General features: G+C 46.5%; 10 protein-coding genes. 3 read left to right on the forward strand and 7 right to left on the reverse strand.

From position 1 onward, the window contains the following. Positions 1 to 61 precede the first annotated feature (61 nt). The 5 genes from MHH63_RS19665 to MHH63_RS19685 all read right to left on the reverse strand — a co-directional run bounded on the left by MHH63_RS19665 (position 62) and on the right by MHH63_RS19685 (position 9,998). A complete protein-coding gene (locus MHH63_RS19665) occupies positions 62 to 703 on the reverse strand; it encodes a beta-mannanase (protein WP_076099551.1) in 642 nt (213 codons plus the stop codon). A 24-nt stretch (positions 704 to 727) separates the two neighbouring features. Beyond that, on the reverse strand, positions 728 to 2,002 hold the full coding sequence (locus tag MHH63_RS19670) for a vWA domain-containing protein (protein WP_341172016.1): 1,275 nt from the start codon (positions 2,000 to 2,002) through the stop codon (positions 728 to 730). Between the two features lie 293 nt (positions 2,003 to 2,295). Continuing rightward, a complete protein-coding gene (locus MHH63_RS19675) occupies positions 2,296 to 4,698 on the reverse strand; it encodes a transcription initiation factor TFIID (RefSeq protein WP_081383413.1) in 2,403 nt (800 codons plus the stop codon). Positions 4,699 to 4,702: 4 nt separating this feature from the next. Beyond that, positions 4,703 to 8,092, reverse strand: coding sequence for a tubulin-like doman-containing protein (locus MHH63_RS19680; protein WP_076129589.1), 3,390 nt, complete (start codon positions 8,090 to 8,092; stop codon positions 4,703 to 4,705). 88 nt (positions 8,093 to 8,180) lie between these two features. Next, entirely contained in the window at positions 8,181 to 9,998 is a 1,818-nt protein-coding gene (locus MHH63_RS19685) for a vWA domain-containing protein (RefSeq protein ID WP_076185016.1), read from the reverse strand. A 205-nt stretch (positions 9,999 to 10,203) separates the two neighbouring features. On the opposite strand from MHH63_RS19685, the gene MHH63_RS19690 reads away from it, so the two are divergent. The 3 genes from MHH63_RS19690 to MHH63_RS19700 all read left to right on the forward strand — a co-directional run bounded on the left by MHH63_RS19690 (position 10,204) and on the right by MHH63_RS19700 (position 13,195). Beyond that, the gene (locus MHH63_RS19690; protein WP_155986556.1) at positions 10,204 to 10,356 is read left to right on the forward strand and encodes a hypothetical protein; all 153 of its coding nucleotides are present in this window, start codon (positions 10,204 to 10,206) and stop codon (positions 10,354 to 10,356) included. After that, a complete protein-coding gene (locus MHH63_RS19695) occupies positions 10,349 to 11,275 on the forward strand; it encodes a hypothetical protein (RefSeq protein ID WP_076129591.1) in 927 nt (308 codons plus the stop codon). The genes MHH63_RS19690 and MHH63_RS19695 overlap by 8 nt, the downstream gene beginning before the upstream one ends. A 147-nt stretch (positions 11,276 to 11,422) precedes the next feature. Then, positions 11,423 to 13,195 (forward strand): hypothetical protein, encoded by a 1,773-nt coding sequence (locus MHH63_RS19700; RefSeq protein WP_076279869.1) that lies wholly within the window; start codon positions 11,423 to 11,425, stop codon positions 13,193 to 13,195. A gap of 609 nt (positions 13,196 to 13,804) precedes the next feature. Here MHH63_RS19700 and MHH63_RS19705 read toward each other — a convergent pair. Then, positions 13,805 to 15,205 (reverse strand): ADP-ribosylglycohydrolase family protein, encoded by a 1,401-nt coding sequence (locus MHH63_RS19705; RefSeq protein WP_341172017.1) that lies wholly within the window; start codon positions 15,203 to 15,205, stop codon positions 13,805 to 13,807. A gap of 483 nt (positions 15,206 to 15,688) precedes the next feature. After that, positions 15,689 to 16,243, reverse strand: coding sequence for a pyridoxamine 5'-phosphate oxidase family protein (locus MHH63_RS19710; RefSeq protein WP_076185012.1), 555 nt, complete (start codon positions 16,241 to 16,243; stop codon positions 15,689 to 15,691). Positions 16,244 to 16,436: the final 193 nt, after the last annotated feature.

Raw genomic sequence — 16,436 nt, forward strand, 5'->3', positions numbered from 1 at the left:
TATCTACGTACTTGCTATGAACGCCACTGCTCATCACCCGCTTGTACGTGTAGACCGAGTCTCACTCCGGTACCAATTCGTAATAAAGCCCATATTTCTTGCCATCGGTGAAAAAGATGCGTACAAAATCATCCTTACCGATTTCAATCGGCGGAAGTACATTGCGTCCAGGAGCGAAATCCTGAACGAAGGGAAAGAGAATACCATCCTCTTTCCCTGCCGGATGCCCTCCACGTTTCTTGACATAACAGAGGACATCCCGTGCCACGGGCACTTCTGCCGTAATCGCCATATGTACGGTCTTTTGTTTTCCGAATAAGGCTTTTTTTTGTTGAATGGAATAATAGATCCGGGCTTTGCCTGCACTGACCATCACCCGGTTCACACCATCATTTTGCCTCACCAGGGCAGTCTCACCGTTCTCAGCAAGGCGAGCAAATATCGTATAGGATATCAGGCCGATCTCATCCAATCGATCACGATAACCATTGTTAGATTTGTATTCCTCACGAGTGTAGAGCTTCATCCCGATCGGCGGATCATCTCCGGTTCCCATGTCAGCCGCTTCTGCGGAGGTTTTGTGGATGTACACCGCCTGCACGCCGTCCGGCCAGCGCCATCTCAGCGTACAGAATCGGTCATCCACTTGGGATGTCACATCCGTTATTCCCGGAGCGGAAGCATTAACCTCGGCGTACCTCATTACTGTAAACCCCTTTCCGCTACACTAGAATCCTTTGCTGTTCCGGCTTCTGCGCCGACCCGGAAAGTTATCCGATGCTGGTGTAGGCGCTGCGTTATTGTTTCTTCTATTTCGATAAATACGTCCTTCTCCTACCGGAATGACGCCTGTAAATAATGCAATAATAGCAGCTAATATAAGAACAGCCAGAAGACGAATAAGACTATCTGTAAAGGAGTCACCGCTAAGTCCAAATTCCAGAATCAGTCCTGCGAACAAGCCTGATATTACGCCGCCAATCCCAAAGCTTTTAGCCAAATGACGGTTATCAAACATAATTCCCAGACCTAATCCAAGCGCAGCTCCCATCAACATCAGTGACAAAATACGAACCGCAGCATAATAAGGACTGTCTGCCGTTGAATCACTGCGCTCAGTTAGCAGCGTCCGATCTCCCAGACGGTCATAGATCTGCTGGAACACATCGCCCAGTAGGGCTGAATCCTTGACATCATAATAGTGTCCGCCTGTCACTCTCGCAATATCCTGCAACAGCTGAGTGCCTGCTGGATCATTCAAGCCCAGACCAATGGTATTCACGGCAATGCCGCGCTCTACATAAGCCTGCAACTCTCTTGTGGTATCGAAATTACTCACTCCGTCAGACAACAAGATGACCATGGCTCCTTGGTCTTTTTTGCCGTCACTGTCAATCTCCTTGAGTGCCTCCGAGACCGCACCGCTAATATTCGTACCGCCTTCGGTTGGCTGCAGATTATCGATTGCAGTCAGCACCTTCTCACGATTCTCCGAATTTGAAAGTGACGTTAAAGGTTGGACAACTACAGCTTCGTTGTTAAAGGTCACCACGGCTACCTTATTGTCAGTGTCCATTTTTGTAATTAACGCTTTTGCTGCGGAATACCGGCTATTATCGGGATCACTCTGTGTCATACTGCCTGAGTCATCGATAGCCATTACTACATTCTTAACTGGTCTGGCTCCGTCAAAATTCAGCTCATAAACAAACTCCGTTAAGGCTCCAACACCAAGTGCAAGAACAATCATCAGAGGCAGCAGCTTCCACGATAACCCCAGATAGCGCTGCTTCCATGAAGCTCCGTTCAGTCGTGGCGAGATCATCTCTGCAAGCAGGCAGCCTACACCGACTCCCAGCGCCACAATGGCAAAATAAATACCCACAAGCAGGATGGAAGGCAGATCGTTATACCAGCTTAGCAGCCATTCGCCAAAAAGAAAGGCGACCCCGCCGCCGATCAGACTGAAGAAGAGCAGCAGCAGATTGATTTTTCTCTGCATCGTTATACTTCCTTTCCGGGTAAAATCTGAATTGTACTCTTATCCTTTAAACATTCCGGGGGTTATGCTGCCTGATAAACGGGCTACCCGGATGTGTTATCATCCCCCAGATTGCACTTTGTGCAATAGAATGGAATAGGAGAAACATCTATTTCTATTCTATTGCATAGTGTGCAGTGGAAATAAGGAGAAATGTCCCTATCCCAGAAATCTAATTAAGCGTTATATCCGATGACTCTATTGCACCAAGGCAATAAAGGGACTCAAAGTGAGGGGACCTATCTATTACGCCATCAGCGCATCTCAGGAAGCTGATCTTCACTCAGCCCATGGAGCTGATAGCCATTCTGAGCATAAGTCTCATAATAGACCTTACCGTTGCGATAATAGAGCAGGTCTTCTAAATGAAAGCCGCCCATCAGGTTTAGCTTCTCCACTCCGCTCCTCCGCTGCTCATGCACGAATCCTAACCGGTAAATCCGGGTTGTCTCATCCACTCCAAAGGCGTAGCGTAGAAACTCTGATGAACTGTCTCCGAAGAAATATTTCTCCTCATGACGATGCTCTTGCGTGTATTCGAATAACCGAACATTAATGGCCGCGCCCTCTTCTAAATTATGATACAAGCGCTTGAACAGCTCTTCCCTCGATAGAACCTGACGATTCTCATAGGCTGCCGCAACATTTGCACGCCGCAGAAGCTCTTCCTCAAAAGATAAATTGAAAGGTTCTGCTGTCAGCAGCTCCCGGCGGCAAATATCAATCAAACGCTCAATCACAGCTTCTTTCCCTTGTTCTAAGAGCTTGGAGATACTGCCCATGTACTTCTCACTGAAGAATATTCCAGGTCCACGCCGGGTTTCGATATCCTTCATCACTTCTTCTGTGACTACGCGGTAGTATTCCATTACGTTCTGGCCCGTTGTTTCGTTTGTTCGCCCAATGCTGTCCATAACAGTAATACGCAATTCTTCCTCCAAAGTCTCCATAGCTTTCACACGGGCCATACTTTCCATATGAAGCTGCTCAAGTGCAGATTCCAAACGACTGCATAGGGCAAGCTCACTTTCTAGGCCCAATAGTTCATATTTTTTGCCATATACGGCTGAGAATAAATAATGAATGAAGTTACGTACTGTTCTTTTATCAAAAAGCGGCACACGCTGGAACGGCTGGCGCTCCACGCTTTCTGCGTAAAGGTCCTCAAGCTCCTCCTGCATGGAGAGAATCGCGGAACGCAGGCCTGCCATATGCTGACGTAAAAGATGGAGCACACTTCCGGCTTCATCACGATCTGCCGTCCACTCCGCAAGCTGATAAAAGCTTACCGCTGGCGTAGATGTTTCCTGTGCCGCCAGCATAGTGCGCCATTGGCGTAATGGATTCATTCCCTCTACTCTCCGGTTTGACTCTGCCACAAAGTTATTGCGGAAATAAGCTTCGCCCCCGTCACCGAACAACTGCCGTTCAGCTTCACGAAGTGACAGCTGCTTCAGTTCATTATAGGTAGGGCGTCCGTGACTCATTAACCCCGTCATTTCATTCAGGCCGTCTTTCTCCGGAAGTAGGTGTACCGCGTGTTCCCGCAAGCTGTCAGGGTCCAGCCCTAACAACGCCTGCCGTTCACGTATAGTCCACGAACTGCCCTCACGCATATCGGAGACAAGCCGCCGGAACGCATGATACAGCACCGCCAAAGCAATTTGAACATTAGGTCTTCTTACCCCGGAAAAGCCAGCAGAGGCGTAGCCTTGTCTTCCAGTGCTGCCCCTGATGCCACTTTTGAAGGTCATATTGTTATATCCGCCATGACCAGTAGCCTGATCAGAAGCCGGGCGGACCCGATTTTTGAGCAGACTAATATGAGAAATAATCTCGTAGTTGTCATCCATACCGTGTGCAGACATCATACCGCGCTCATTCTTATCGGAGAGCAGATACACAAGGTCAAATAATGCGGAAGGACCATGGGCAACTGGAATCGACAGACCGTCTTCCGTCACAAGTAACGGCGCATTAAACTTATAGTCCGTAGCTTGCATTCTGTCCAATTCACGCAGAAAAGCCAGCCCTACTGAGCTGGAATATCCAAAATTATCCCCTTGCTCCCGCTCATTGATCAGAGCGTAGAGATCTGTCTGTACGGACTTAAAGGACTGGCCGAGTACAGCACGAGCCAGCAGTGTAATTTCCGGCAGCAATACATTAAGCGGATCATCAACCCGCGTAATGATAGAGAGATGGATGACGTCAAAAGATGAATATAGACGTCCATAATCCGCTATACTGTTGCTCAGCCGCCGGATAACTTTATTCATTTCAGCAAGATAACGTGTATCCTCATGAAACTTGCGGTAAAGTTCATGACGCACAGTGCGTGGATCTGACCCTGCCGTTTCCGGCAAGGCCATGGCCAGCACCCGGTCTTTTCCTCCCGCAACAGATCCACTTATACTTCCGTCTATTCCCTCTTTTGCCGCACCTGACACAGCATGTAACGCCATAACACCGCCGGCGTTATCCCATTTTCGTTCGCAGCTATCCAGCACCGGACCGATGGCCGGAGCAACCTTGTCGCCTACGAACAGAAACAGGGCAGGGTAATGGATGCTGCTGCGTCCATCCCCTTTGCTGCGCTGTGCCTCTTCCTGTACCGCATATTGTTCACCATAAGATAATGCCTGTGTTTTGATCATAGGCCTATTTCAACTTTCTGCGGATACTGCCGAGCTTGCTAGTCATGCTCTTGTAGAATCCGTACATCTCATCGCCGCTCTCATACTCTACCCGTTCGTACTCCAAGCTATCGCGTGCTTCCAGGAATGATACATACAGTCCTTCCAGCTTATAGAGCAGCGGGGTAACGTCTTCAGCGGCAGTCATTTCACCTGCACGACGTGCTGCCTTACGCAGCAGTACGCTGCGGCTCTTCTCATCCAGCTCCCGGAAGTGACGATACACGGCATACTCTACGTAGCTGCGCTCTTTCATCAAATTAGCAAACGGCTCCCAAGCGTCCTCTTCTTCATCACGGTCATAAACATAGAGTGCACCTTTTTTGATAATGCTGTCTGTATACAAAGCTTCAATGAACTGATCCATCCACTTATCTTCGTCCAGATATTGATGAAGCACACCTTCAAGCTCAGCGGCTTTGGCAGTCAGTTCAGCATATTTAGCCAGCTCCACACGAACACGTGAAATCAGCTGCGGTGAACGAATGAGATTCTCCTGCGCCATGTCCTTGTTGATGCTGCCAAAGATATCTTTAAGGCCTTCCCGCTCCAAGCCCTTCTCACGCAGGCTCTTCAGCTCATCAACCGCCTTCTTCACTTCACCGAGATTTGGGCGTGTGGATTGCAGCTGCATATCGAAACCGTTCAAAATGGCGTCCAGATCAAAAGGTTTGGTGAACACAACAGAATATCTGTTACTTGTGTTCTCATCTACACCTTTTTCAATAATGACTCCACTTGCCAGCGCTTTTGCAAAGTCTGCACGCACTCTAGCGTTATAATCACGTACACGAGAATTGACGTAAGTGTCGCCCCATGATTTTTCTGGAATCGGAGAAGGCAGGTACGTCCAGTTGTTCTTATCCGTCATCACGAGATGGCGGCCGATCCCTTCCTTGTCGAGAATGGTCCGCTCATAGTTTTCTTCAAACACCCGCAGCGGCGTGTATACGAAAAGTGGCACACCGTTACGTGTATTAAGCCAGAAAATACGGTTTTTCACTTGGCTTTCCTTGATCGTAAATTGCGATTTGCCAAGCGCATTATTCTGATAATTACGAATCCCTTTTAGGATACCCGGCGCTTTAACAGGCACGGAAACGAAACCCCATGATGGGAAATGTAAGCTGCCTGAGCTATTGCTAAGGTGGAAGGTAGGCACAGCCTCTTCGTCCAATTTACCGGCAATAATCCGCTCAACGAATTTATCCAGCGGCTCTTCATGGCCGAATTTCATCACAAGGAAATCCTCCATCGAACGGGTAATCAGATCCCCAAACTTATCGCTAAGGAATTCCGAAATTGAGCGAACGATATCAATCTCCTGCTCTTTGACCCAACGTCCGGAATGCTTCAGCATTTCACGGGTGAAGTCACGAATCAGGTCGTCGCCGTCCTTCTGATCCATAATCTTGGAGATGGTCGCCGAAATATCCGGCACGTTCACAATGTTCCAATAATAAGTTTTGTTTCCTTTATAGTCTGCCTGCTCTTCGCCATTGATAAGGATGTCCCCGTTCTTGGCAAAAATCGAGCTAAGCGCACTAAGAATCTCTGTAAACACACCGTAAATCCGGCTGTTCTCATCATTTAAGAGCTCATATAAGTCCTCGTAAAATTGAATCATTTGCTCAGTGCGTTCTACATCGGCGTGCAGCCAATACTCATTGATTTTAGCCTCAATATAGGCATTTTTCTTCTTCTCTTTGGAGACAAAAGCACTGCGGGCATCGCTCAGCTTCTCATCCGCACTGTCCTGCGCCGTCTCAATATCACGTGGCAAACGCAACAAGCTTTCACGTAAAGCCTCAATATAAGACTGAATCAGCTTCAAAATACAGAAGCCCTTCTCGGTATACAGCAGGCGGGAAACGTAGAACGGTCCTTGCTCTGGGTGCAGGAAGATGCGCTCCAGCTCTTCACTGAAACGTCCCACAATTTCGCCAGGCAGCTGCTTTTTCGATTTGATATATTCTTCACGGGCACGAGCCAGAAAGTTCTGCTCCAGCTCTGTATCCATGCTTACCACTTGATTCTTAACAACATTGGCATGGCTCAAGCGTTCGCTGTTCTCGTAGCCTGGCAACGGCTCAGGCACACGGGATTCAAACGTCTTGATCATACTGTCGAGATCAATTCCAAGCTTACGTGCGAATTTCTCTACATCCTCTTGACCTGGCGCCTGCTGGAACATTTTTTCCATTTTATCAAACAAGCGGAAAGCCAGGTAAGTCGTCATTTCCTCAATCGGAAGCACAGCGGACGAGGCACCGATAATGTTGTATTCATAGTTAGCTGGGTAGGTCTTGTTCATCTGCGCAATGTTGGTGCGGATATTACTGATATAGTCATGGATGGCGAATTCTTCACCAGACTGTTTTTCTTCACTCGCCATAAAGTTCGTGATGTTCTCCGCCGTTACGTTCATACAGTAATCGTACGCATTCTCCAGCAGCTTACCCTCGGTATTCGTTGCAGAGATCAAATGACATAGATTAAATGGAGGCAGCGGTGAATTTACCGTCAAAATATTACCGTATTGCTGCTGGAACCGCTCACCACGACTGTCCACATTCATCCAGTAATCCAGCTCTTTTAGCGCTGCATAACCGTTCTTGCGAATATATTCACGCGTGTGCTCGCTTAGACTTTTATTAGATAAATTCACGTCAGGTGTAAAGAGGTACCCCAGCGTGTTCACACGGTCAATACCGGCTGATCCGTAGTCACGTTCAATAATACCCCGCACGATATAGGCAATATCCAAGAAAGCCCCACTGCCTGTACCGCCCGACAGACCTGTCAGCAGAAAGACCATCAGCTTTTTGTTAGTGCCTACGGATAACGTCTTGATCTTCTTATCAATCGCGCCTACAACCTGATTAATCTTGGTGAACAAAAGCAGACGTCCAGCCTGCCGCACACCAGCAGCACCATTCATACCATCTGTAATACTCAGCTCAGGTGACAGCCAATCCGTAATATAGGAATCGAGGATACTGCGGTTCTGCAACAATCCGCCGATTTCGGCATTCGCCAACAGTACAAATTCATTTTGCGGGTCCAGCCCAATGCCTTTGTATTTTTTTCCACGATCCTGTTCATTCGTCTCAAAAGCTAGAAATTCCACATTATCCGGCTTGTCCCGTTTCTTCTTGGATATCGGATCCTCCGGCAGCTTAAAGCGGCGGTTAATCTGATATTTAAGACGCAACAGGGCATCAATGCCCGTGCCGCCTAGTCCAATGATCAGGATCGGATTATCAATCGTATCCACCCTGATTTTATCGCTGACAATCCCGCCGCCTAGTGATACATCCAACTGCTGTATATGCTCTCTTACTACTGGTTTCATATGCTTATCCTCCTAAAAGTTTTGCGGAAGCTGTACTTCAGATATCTTGCAGCAAAACTGTTTCTGCGGCATACATTGCCATTGCCTACTATACTAAATATTCCAGATAAATCGTCTTATCTACCGTCTGTAGAGATACTGAAACGCGGTCCCCACTCTTCAGTTCAAGACCACGCGAAGCATCCGCAGCACGTCCGGATCTCTCCACAGTAACACCTTCTCCGCTGCGTAACAGCAATCGGTCATTCTTAGCCGGTGTGAAAATAACAGTTTCGCTCTCCTTCAGTTCAGGCGCCAATTGCAGCAGCTGATGAAGGGTGAACTTGCCCTTGAAGCCTGCAAGCTTCTTATATTGTGGGTAGGTCTTCTCACCCGTATTGCTGTCTTTAACCTCTACTACCAGCTGTCCAACAAAACCACGTGCCGATTTCTTATTCAGCACATACCATGCTGCACCCGCTGCCAGCACTAAAAGAATGCCCCCTATAATGTAATACAGGGTTTTGGATGAGGCTTCCTTCAGGGGTTCTTCGTTACCAGTCCCTGTAGAAGGTGCTGTTGTTGCTGCTCCGCCTGTCTTCGCGCTGATCTGGACAGGTGCACTTTCCCGATAAAAGCTGCTTTCCTCTGCCCGTACCTTCAACTCGTAGTTATGGCTTTCTTTTACCTCAAAGGTACCCTTGAAGACAGCTCCGGAGTTATCCAGTTCGATTTCTTGCACATCACCTGTATCAATATCTGTAGCAAGCAGTACCGCCTTCATATCTTGATACAAATTACTGAGTGTTACCTGAGTACCGTTGCTGAACAGATGCGAGGTGATGTCGATTTTATCACCCTTTTTATAGGTTGCTGATGGCAGCGCATCGATCTTAAGCTCCAGGTCATAGTTAAAGACTAGATTAATATCAATCTTATCCTTTGGCACACCTTTAACCTGAAGTTTCCAATCTCCTTCCTGCGGTGACAGTAGCTTAATCAAGCTATAAGTAGAAGACTTGGACAGCAGGACATTGTTTGAGGGGATCGCAACTTCTTTACCTGACGGGTCCGTTAATTTCGCTGTCACAGGCTGTGAAGACATAATTGAGATATTGGCTTCCAAAACACTGCCGTTAGGCACGTTGACGGTCACGTCCTGATAATCGCCATTTGCAGTAATCGACTGCACAGGCACTACCTTCAGCTTCAAATGGCTGGCAAAAATCTCACTCAGGATTTGCGGCAGATCGTCTGCTGAGTCCGTCGAAAATGCTTTACCACCCGTCTCGTTGGACAGGTCGGCGAGGCTTTGTTTATTCAGCTTGCCATCTGCATTAAGTCCAATGGTATAGATGGGATAGCCATTTTTTTTGGCAACCTCTACGGCCGCCTTCAGCTCTTTATCTGATTCACTTTGCGTCCGGCCTGTCGCTTTGTTGAAATCGTTATTGCCGTCAGCGAGCATTACAATGATAGGCTCATGGGAAGGGTCACTTCCATTCTGCAGAACCTTTACAGCTTCCTCTACGCCAATAGCGATATCGGTGTAAGCTCCTCGGTCCAAACCATCAATAAAATCCTTCAAATCCTGCTTATCGCTCTCCGAGCTAATTTGCAGCAGGGCCTTTTCCCGTTGCACCTTGTCGGTATAGGCAACAATACCTACTTTATCACCTTGGGTGGATAACATATCTATGAACATTTTCATCGCTTCGTTGGCGATTTTGTTCTTGTCACTAGTCTTCATGGAGTTGCTGACATCAATAAGAAGCACAGCGTCAATGTGAGATTGCGCCGACGTTGCCGCATAGGCCTTAACAGCTGCAAAAGGCGAGGCAGCTAGACAAAGAGCCAGGAGCAATGCCGGAAAGATACGTAGAAAGAGAGTCTTGGTTGTTCTAATACTTTGATATTTACGAAGCATAAATAGGGCTCCTCTTGTGTTATATTAGGCACATATGACAGGTTCAGCACTATCGCTAAAATCTGTAAATAGCATGCCATTATGATATAATTAAACCTTGTAAACTTCAACTTTAGGACCGCCGGACCCAGTGCATTGATGCATAGAAGATTATCATTCTAAAAGCCATCTGGACTGCAGAGCGTCCATGAGAAAGGATTGTTCCATGATTTCATACGTCATTCTTGGGATTACGTTCCTAATTGCCGTAATTCAGATTTCCATTTATGCCGCACATCAGCGCAAACCACTGACACGTGATGATATTAACGATCGACTGCTAGCCGCTTTGAACGGAGGCGATAAAGGCCGTGAATAAGAAAAGACCCGTTACCTTCCGGCCTTTCAAGGCCCCGCGTTACGCTTATGACAAGCTGCGCATCTGTCGCCAATGCGGGCGGTATACCGCTCTTGGCGAAGACCGCTGTAGCAAATGTGGCAGAGCCTCACTTATTGCTGTAGAGCAGCACGCAGCATCACTAGCCAGACGGAAGATGCATACCCGCCTACTATTCATCTTACTGCTCACACTAGCCTCTGTCTATTTTGGAAATAGCATCCAACAAATGATATTGTGTGGTGCCGGTGGTCTTGTGCTTGCTGGACTATTGTACTATACGCAGCGAAAAGTAAGGCAGAACGAGAATCTTCGTTCTCTCAATGAGCTGCTTGGTCGTGGGATCGGCATCATCAAGGAAGGGCTGGAGGTCAACCGTCAGGAAGCTGTCTCCGTACTCCGTAAGGATGATGTTCTTGCCTATGAGAAGCTGCGCGAGCTCTCCATCCTGCTTCGCGGCGACCGGATCGCGCGGCAGCGAGTGGCTTTGCTGCATGGATTTTTACTCCGCAAGGATATGGATCTAGAACTGGAGCAGCTTCTTCTAAAAGACTTCGAACCACTGCTAGCCGAATATATCGGCGAGATCGCTAAAGTCCGTCCCGATCTCATTAAGGATCGTACACTACGCTACGTGAAGAACTATGAAGTGGAGATTCGCCAGATGGCTAACGGCTTAACCATCCTTACGAGCGTTGCAGGAGCGGCGGTAAGAATGAAGCGTTATGCCCTGCTCTACTCCAATATGATTGGCCGATACGTGCAAGATCTGCCCAAGGACCGTTTTATGCGGTTGTCCAAACTCATTGCTGCGAATCCCCATGAACCTTGGAACGGCTTAGACCTCAGGGTAGCTGACATTCGTGAAGCCAAATATCGCTGGGACCCGGAGGTCCAATAGACCTGAAAGCTAAGATGAACCAATATAAAGCAAACATCCTTATTGATGACAACCAACCGTTTCTCAAAGAAATATAAGGATGATGTATACCGTAAAACTTATACTTTCTTAGGCTTTCTTATATTTTGAAAAAAGAGGCTACTCTATATGACGTTCAAACAATTAATAACCCTGCGAAACTTTATGATCATTTTGTGTATATGCATGCTTGTGCTGCTTGGACAGAAGGTTTTTCTCATCGCAGATAAAATACAAATCACCAAAGAAGCCGACCGTCTCTACGCTGCCGGGGATCTGATTAATGCAGAGGATCAGTACCGTCAAGCAGCGGCCAACTATTCCATTGATTACCAGGAAGAAAGAGTCGCAAAACGTCTGGATGAATTAGCTCCAATCACAGACATCCGCAAAGTTCTGAATGATTTGGTAGCCTCTACTAAGGAGGAAGCAGAGACTAAGGATTTTGCCGGATTTATGAAAAGCTATCAAGCTCTGCTCAGTTTAAAAGCTACATATATGAAGCCAGGCGGTCCCTATGAATCCTATTATCGCCAGTTATCGTCGGCCTCAGGCATTTCAGACCAGTTCACCTCTTATTTCCGTCAGTTTAAGGAGCAGTTCCTTGCCGATCTTGCCCAGAACCAGAGCGGAGGGGTGAGTAATGAAGAGAACTTCAAATGGAATCTTTTGCAGATTCCTGATGCTTATTATGGAAGTGCAGCTTCCAAAGAGGATTTACTAGCCTCAAAGTTTAAAAGCCATGACACAGCTATATTAAAATCCTTAGCAGGAGCAGGAAACTTTACCGGCATGCTGGAAAGCACCCTGTCCCTGATGAGTGCTTATAGCCAGCATAATTACGAAGCTCCTTGGGTACTTCAACAAGCAGAAAGCAGCGGGAAGATCATCCTGAACAAAGATCTTGAAGGTGACAATATCACAGCTTTTGCTGGGCATGCTGTAGCTTATCGTAATTTTGCAGGATCGGCAGGCATCACTTCATCCAAGGTGCTGACTTTGATCGATACTAGTAAGGCTAAGCTACTAAAAAATGCCAACCGTCTGACTACTAAAGGTCAATATGCTGAAGCGATACAATTATACGGAGATCTTGCCCCGCTAGAAGATACTTCGACAAACATTGCCGCTACTAGGCTGGCTTGGAATATCGCAGAGCCTGTTCGCCTCCTTCCTGGCGGTGAAGAGCAAGACAAATACAACAACGCCATCTCCCGCAAAGGACTATTGGGCACAAAAGTGATCGTTGCCGGGACGGATAATAGTGGCGTGCTCTATTATGCCGCGATGAATAACGACGACAATGTGGTCACATTATCCGGAAACAGCTTGCCACGCTTCGAGAGTCTGCGCAGTCTTACTTTTAATGAACAGTTGGCAACCTCTTCAGGTGTACCTGTAGTTTTAGCCCAATCTGAGGTTGAAGGTGGACGCACCCTTTTCACAGCATATGAGATGAAATCGAATGGTATTTCGCAGTTATTTTCTTTAGCTGGTGATAGTTATGAACTGCAGTCCGATGACTCTATTCTCGTGCCTAATGCGGATCTTGGAGACGGTGTTGACGGGCAAACGGCACTTTACCGTAAAGTAGACGGCAGCTATCAATTCGCGGAGATTGTTCAGGAGTATGCTGTAATCTCAGCTGCGGATCTGACCACTCATCCTTTTGAAAAGGTCTCTTTTCATTGTGAGATCATCGTAGATAACTTCGGCAATAGTCTGGCTTACTCGGATGGGATTTATATTTTGCTCCAAGGAGAAGTGGGTTCCGTTACAGGTAACGCGTTAGTTAGTGGCCAATATCAGAATGGATATGAGCTCGTTGGAACAGACATGGGCGAGCAATATGTGCCTGTGTTTATAGTGGAATCCGTGGGTAGCATGAGCTTTGGGCGGTAGGGATTTGGGATACAGGATACGGGATACGGCATACGGGATAACCTTGTCTTTGTGTCGGCTCGACGATCCTGTAAGCTCCACCACTTATAGCAACTAGCGTTGGACAGCGCTTCGATGGTTAATAGGTACGTAATGCCATGAAGATCACATAGCTCGTTAATCATTCGTAATTATCCTGTAGTCTAAGTCTCGTTAATTTACCTATTGTGGATGTTTTTAACAAACCATTGAACTTTCAAGTAATCTGCTCTAGACGCTTTCACACCATTGGTTACGCATCATCCCTTATGTGATCTACGTTTGATGTAACATCTTCAAGCAAATTTGCCATTGTTAGCAGTACCTGTTGCTAGACAAAAAGACACTAACCGGGGGTTGGTGTCTTTTTTTCCATGTACTAGCAGTCTATGGATAGATGAAAAAAATCAAAAAGTAACCTGTTACGGGATAATGTCGTATTGCATTAAGCACGGTGACTTTTACTCAGCTACTCAATTGGCACTTTTAATTTCTAAAGCACTTCTATATAGGTTCCACAAACACTCCAAGGGAATAAAATTGTGAACCGTAGTAACAGATATCTTAACCATTTTTTTGATGAAATCAAATTCAAAGGTTTAAATCGGTGTTCTCGTTTACATAGAGCTCGCTGGGTTCAATTCGATGTTGGTGAGTATGCAACAGCTCTGGCAAACGCCCCATCCGCTCAGCCAAACGGGATAGCTTTTGCTCATGAAAATTAGATAATCCCATATGAATCCGGTCTTGGAAAGGCTCAAGCCATCTTGTTTCCAGGCTGTCAGAACCGAAATAAACCCCGAGCAGAGAGCCTGCTGTTGCTCCAAAACTATCCGTATCGTTGCCTTGCATCACCTGCTTGCATATCCCGTCACCGACATTGTCTGCAAATCGAAATGTATTAATTAAGGTACCTATTTCCTGATAAACCTGACAGTGACTATAATTTGCATACTTATGGTTAATGCTCTGATAAGCTTCCAGCCAGTTATCTGCATTCGCTACCCTCTGCAGGCAATCCTGAGTAATCTCATAGAATCGGCTCCTTCCAGGTACGAATTGCAGTGCAGTACTTATTATTTTAATAGGATCGCGCAGCACTTGCGCAACTGCAATCGCAGCGGCGATGAACATCGTGGCGTAGATCCCCGTCCGGCGATGTGTAAAACTTGCATCACGCCAAGCTAGCTCAGCGGCAAGAGCGGGTTGACCGGGGCAGGCATAACCGTAAGCATCTGCGCGAATCGCTGCTCCGCATAGTTCTGTATCTTGCACCATGAAGTCGGGCCAAGCCTCTATTTCAGAATGATTGAATAGTTCTCTATCATGCTCCAAATAGCTAATCCCCGATCGAAGCAAGATGGTCCTCTCCGGCCCCCAAGTAGTACTTATCGGAAGATGATTTATCCATAAATCTCTTAAATTTCTTTTCGTAAAACCATCGCCAAATTGTTCTAACGCCATCATTCCCATTAATGTGTAATTGATATCATCATCAGGTGCCACATAACGAATTCGCCCCCGCGTCGTCTCAAACCAAGACCAATGTCGACGATCCAAAGCATGGAGAACTTCATCAGAAATGTAATCATTCAGTGGCCATTCCCCTACAGAAGTTAAAGCTTTACGCAATTCCGACAAGCTGGGGTTTACCTCAATCGGTTTGCCTAGCATTGAACCACAGACTGAAGCGAGGAATCCCGCCTCTACACGTTTGGAGCTATCCTTAAGATTCAAGATTCCGACTTGGCCTAAAGGTCGAGCCGGATCGCATTCCTGCCATATCTCTTCTAAATCGTTTGGTTCATAGTAAGGCCAATTGTCCCTCATTGGAATGTCAGCCAAGCTATGAGCGAATTCCAGATAGGCATCGTAGCTTGCGGGAAGCTGTTCCAGCTTGGCTAAATAACCCGAGGTTAGATGCCCCTGTGCAAATTTATTGCGTAAAATCCCCTCTAATTGACGTTTAAGAAATGCGAGTGATGGCAGCATGCTGTATCTCCTTTGTCCGTTTATTAATCTACGTAAAATAACTTCTACATGAGAATGTAAACGATGATTGATGGAAAGCAGCCCATCCCATCGCCTTCATTATAAGTTTAAATAAACGAGCATGCGATGATAGAAATAACAGTAAAAGCAATAAGTTTAATAGACTATTAAATAGGGAAAGACACTCTAAAAAACCCTCCAATGGGATGCCAAATGAATCGTCACCCTTATGTCCTTCATTTTTTCGATTACGGGATTACTTGTTGCGTTCAATTAGCTTATTACTTTGCCTAATGAGATCGAATGTAATGGTTTATAGCATACACTGTATCCACCTAGTGAACATTTATAATGAGTAGTCAAGCAACTATAGCGACTTGGGTGTACATATACGAAGCAGACAACTTTGAACGACTTGGGTAAACAATCCCTACGGATAGTACGCTCCTTCTGCTGACCATGAGAATGGGAACTCCTGTCTGGTCAGTTTTTTTGTCCAAGAGGTGTGGGTAGCCCGTCTATACTCTTTGTGTTTTTCTCTTGTCTATATTCTCTCAGCCCTGCCTCACCCTTTTGGATAGACCAACGCTGCAACGTATCCCGCTCACCCTCATAACTCATGAATGGGACCGAAAATCCGCAGGAAGTCTGTACTTTATGAACATCTATCAAAATGATCTGTCTAGCTCCAGGCAGAGATGTAAACAATGGGGACAGTGTTTCCCATTCTGCTGATTCAGGCAAAAACACAGCCCCTGTTCCATACAGTCTTAAAATATTAGGCGGCCCCTCAAACGCACAAAACATAACCGTCACTCTTCCATTTTCCAGCAGATGCGCGCTCGTCTCATTACCGCTGCCAGTCATGTCTAGATAAGCCACCTGATTAGGAGACAATATCCGAAAACAATCATGTCCCTTCGGCGAAAGGTTAACATGCCCATCTTCTGAAAGCGGCGCCGACCCTACGAAAAAAAGATGCTGCCGAAGAATAAACTCTTCATGTACAGGTAGTATAGCGGTAAATTGTTTTCCCATTTGGCATTCTCCATTTCTGTATATTTGTGTGTTGGCTAATTGGTCATCTCTACTCAACTCTATCGGATCCGCCGACTCAATGAGTTCCATGAACTACATGAACTACATGAACTACATGAACTACATGAACTACAACAGCTTCACCAATCATCTCAGTTCCATCAACCACATTTGCTTAACTAACTAGCTTTGC

Source organism: Paenibacillus sp. FSL H3-0310 (assembly GCF_038002785.1).
In the GTDB taxonomy this organism is placed as follows: Bacteria; Bacillota; Bacilli; order Paenibacillales; family Paenibacillaceae; genus Paenibacillus_AQ; species Paenibacillus_AQ odorifer.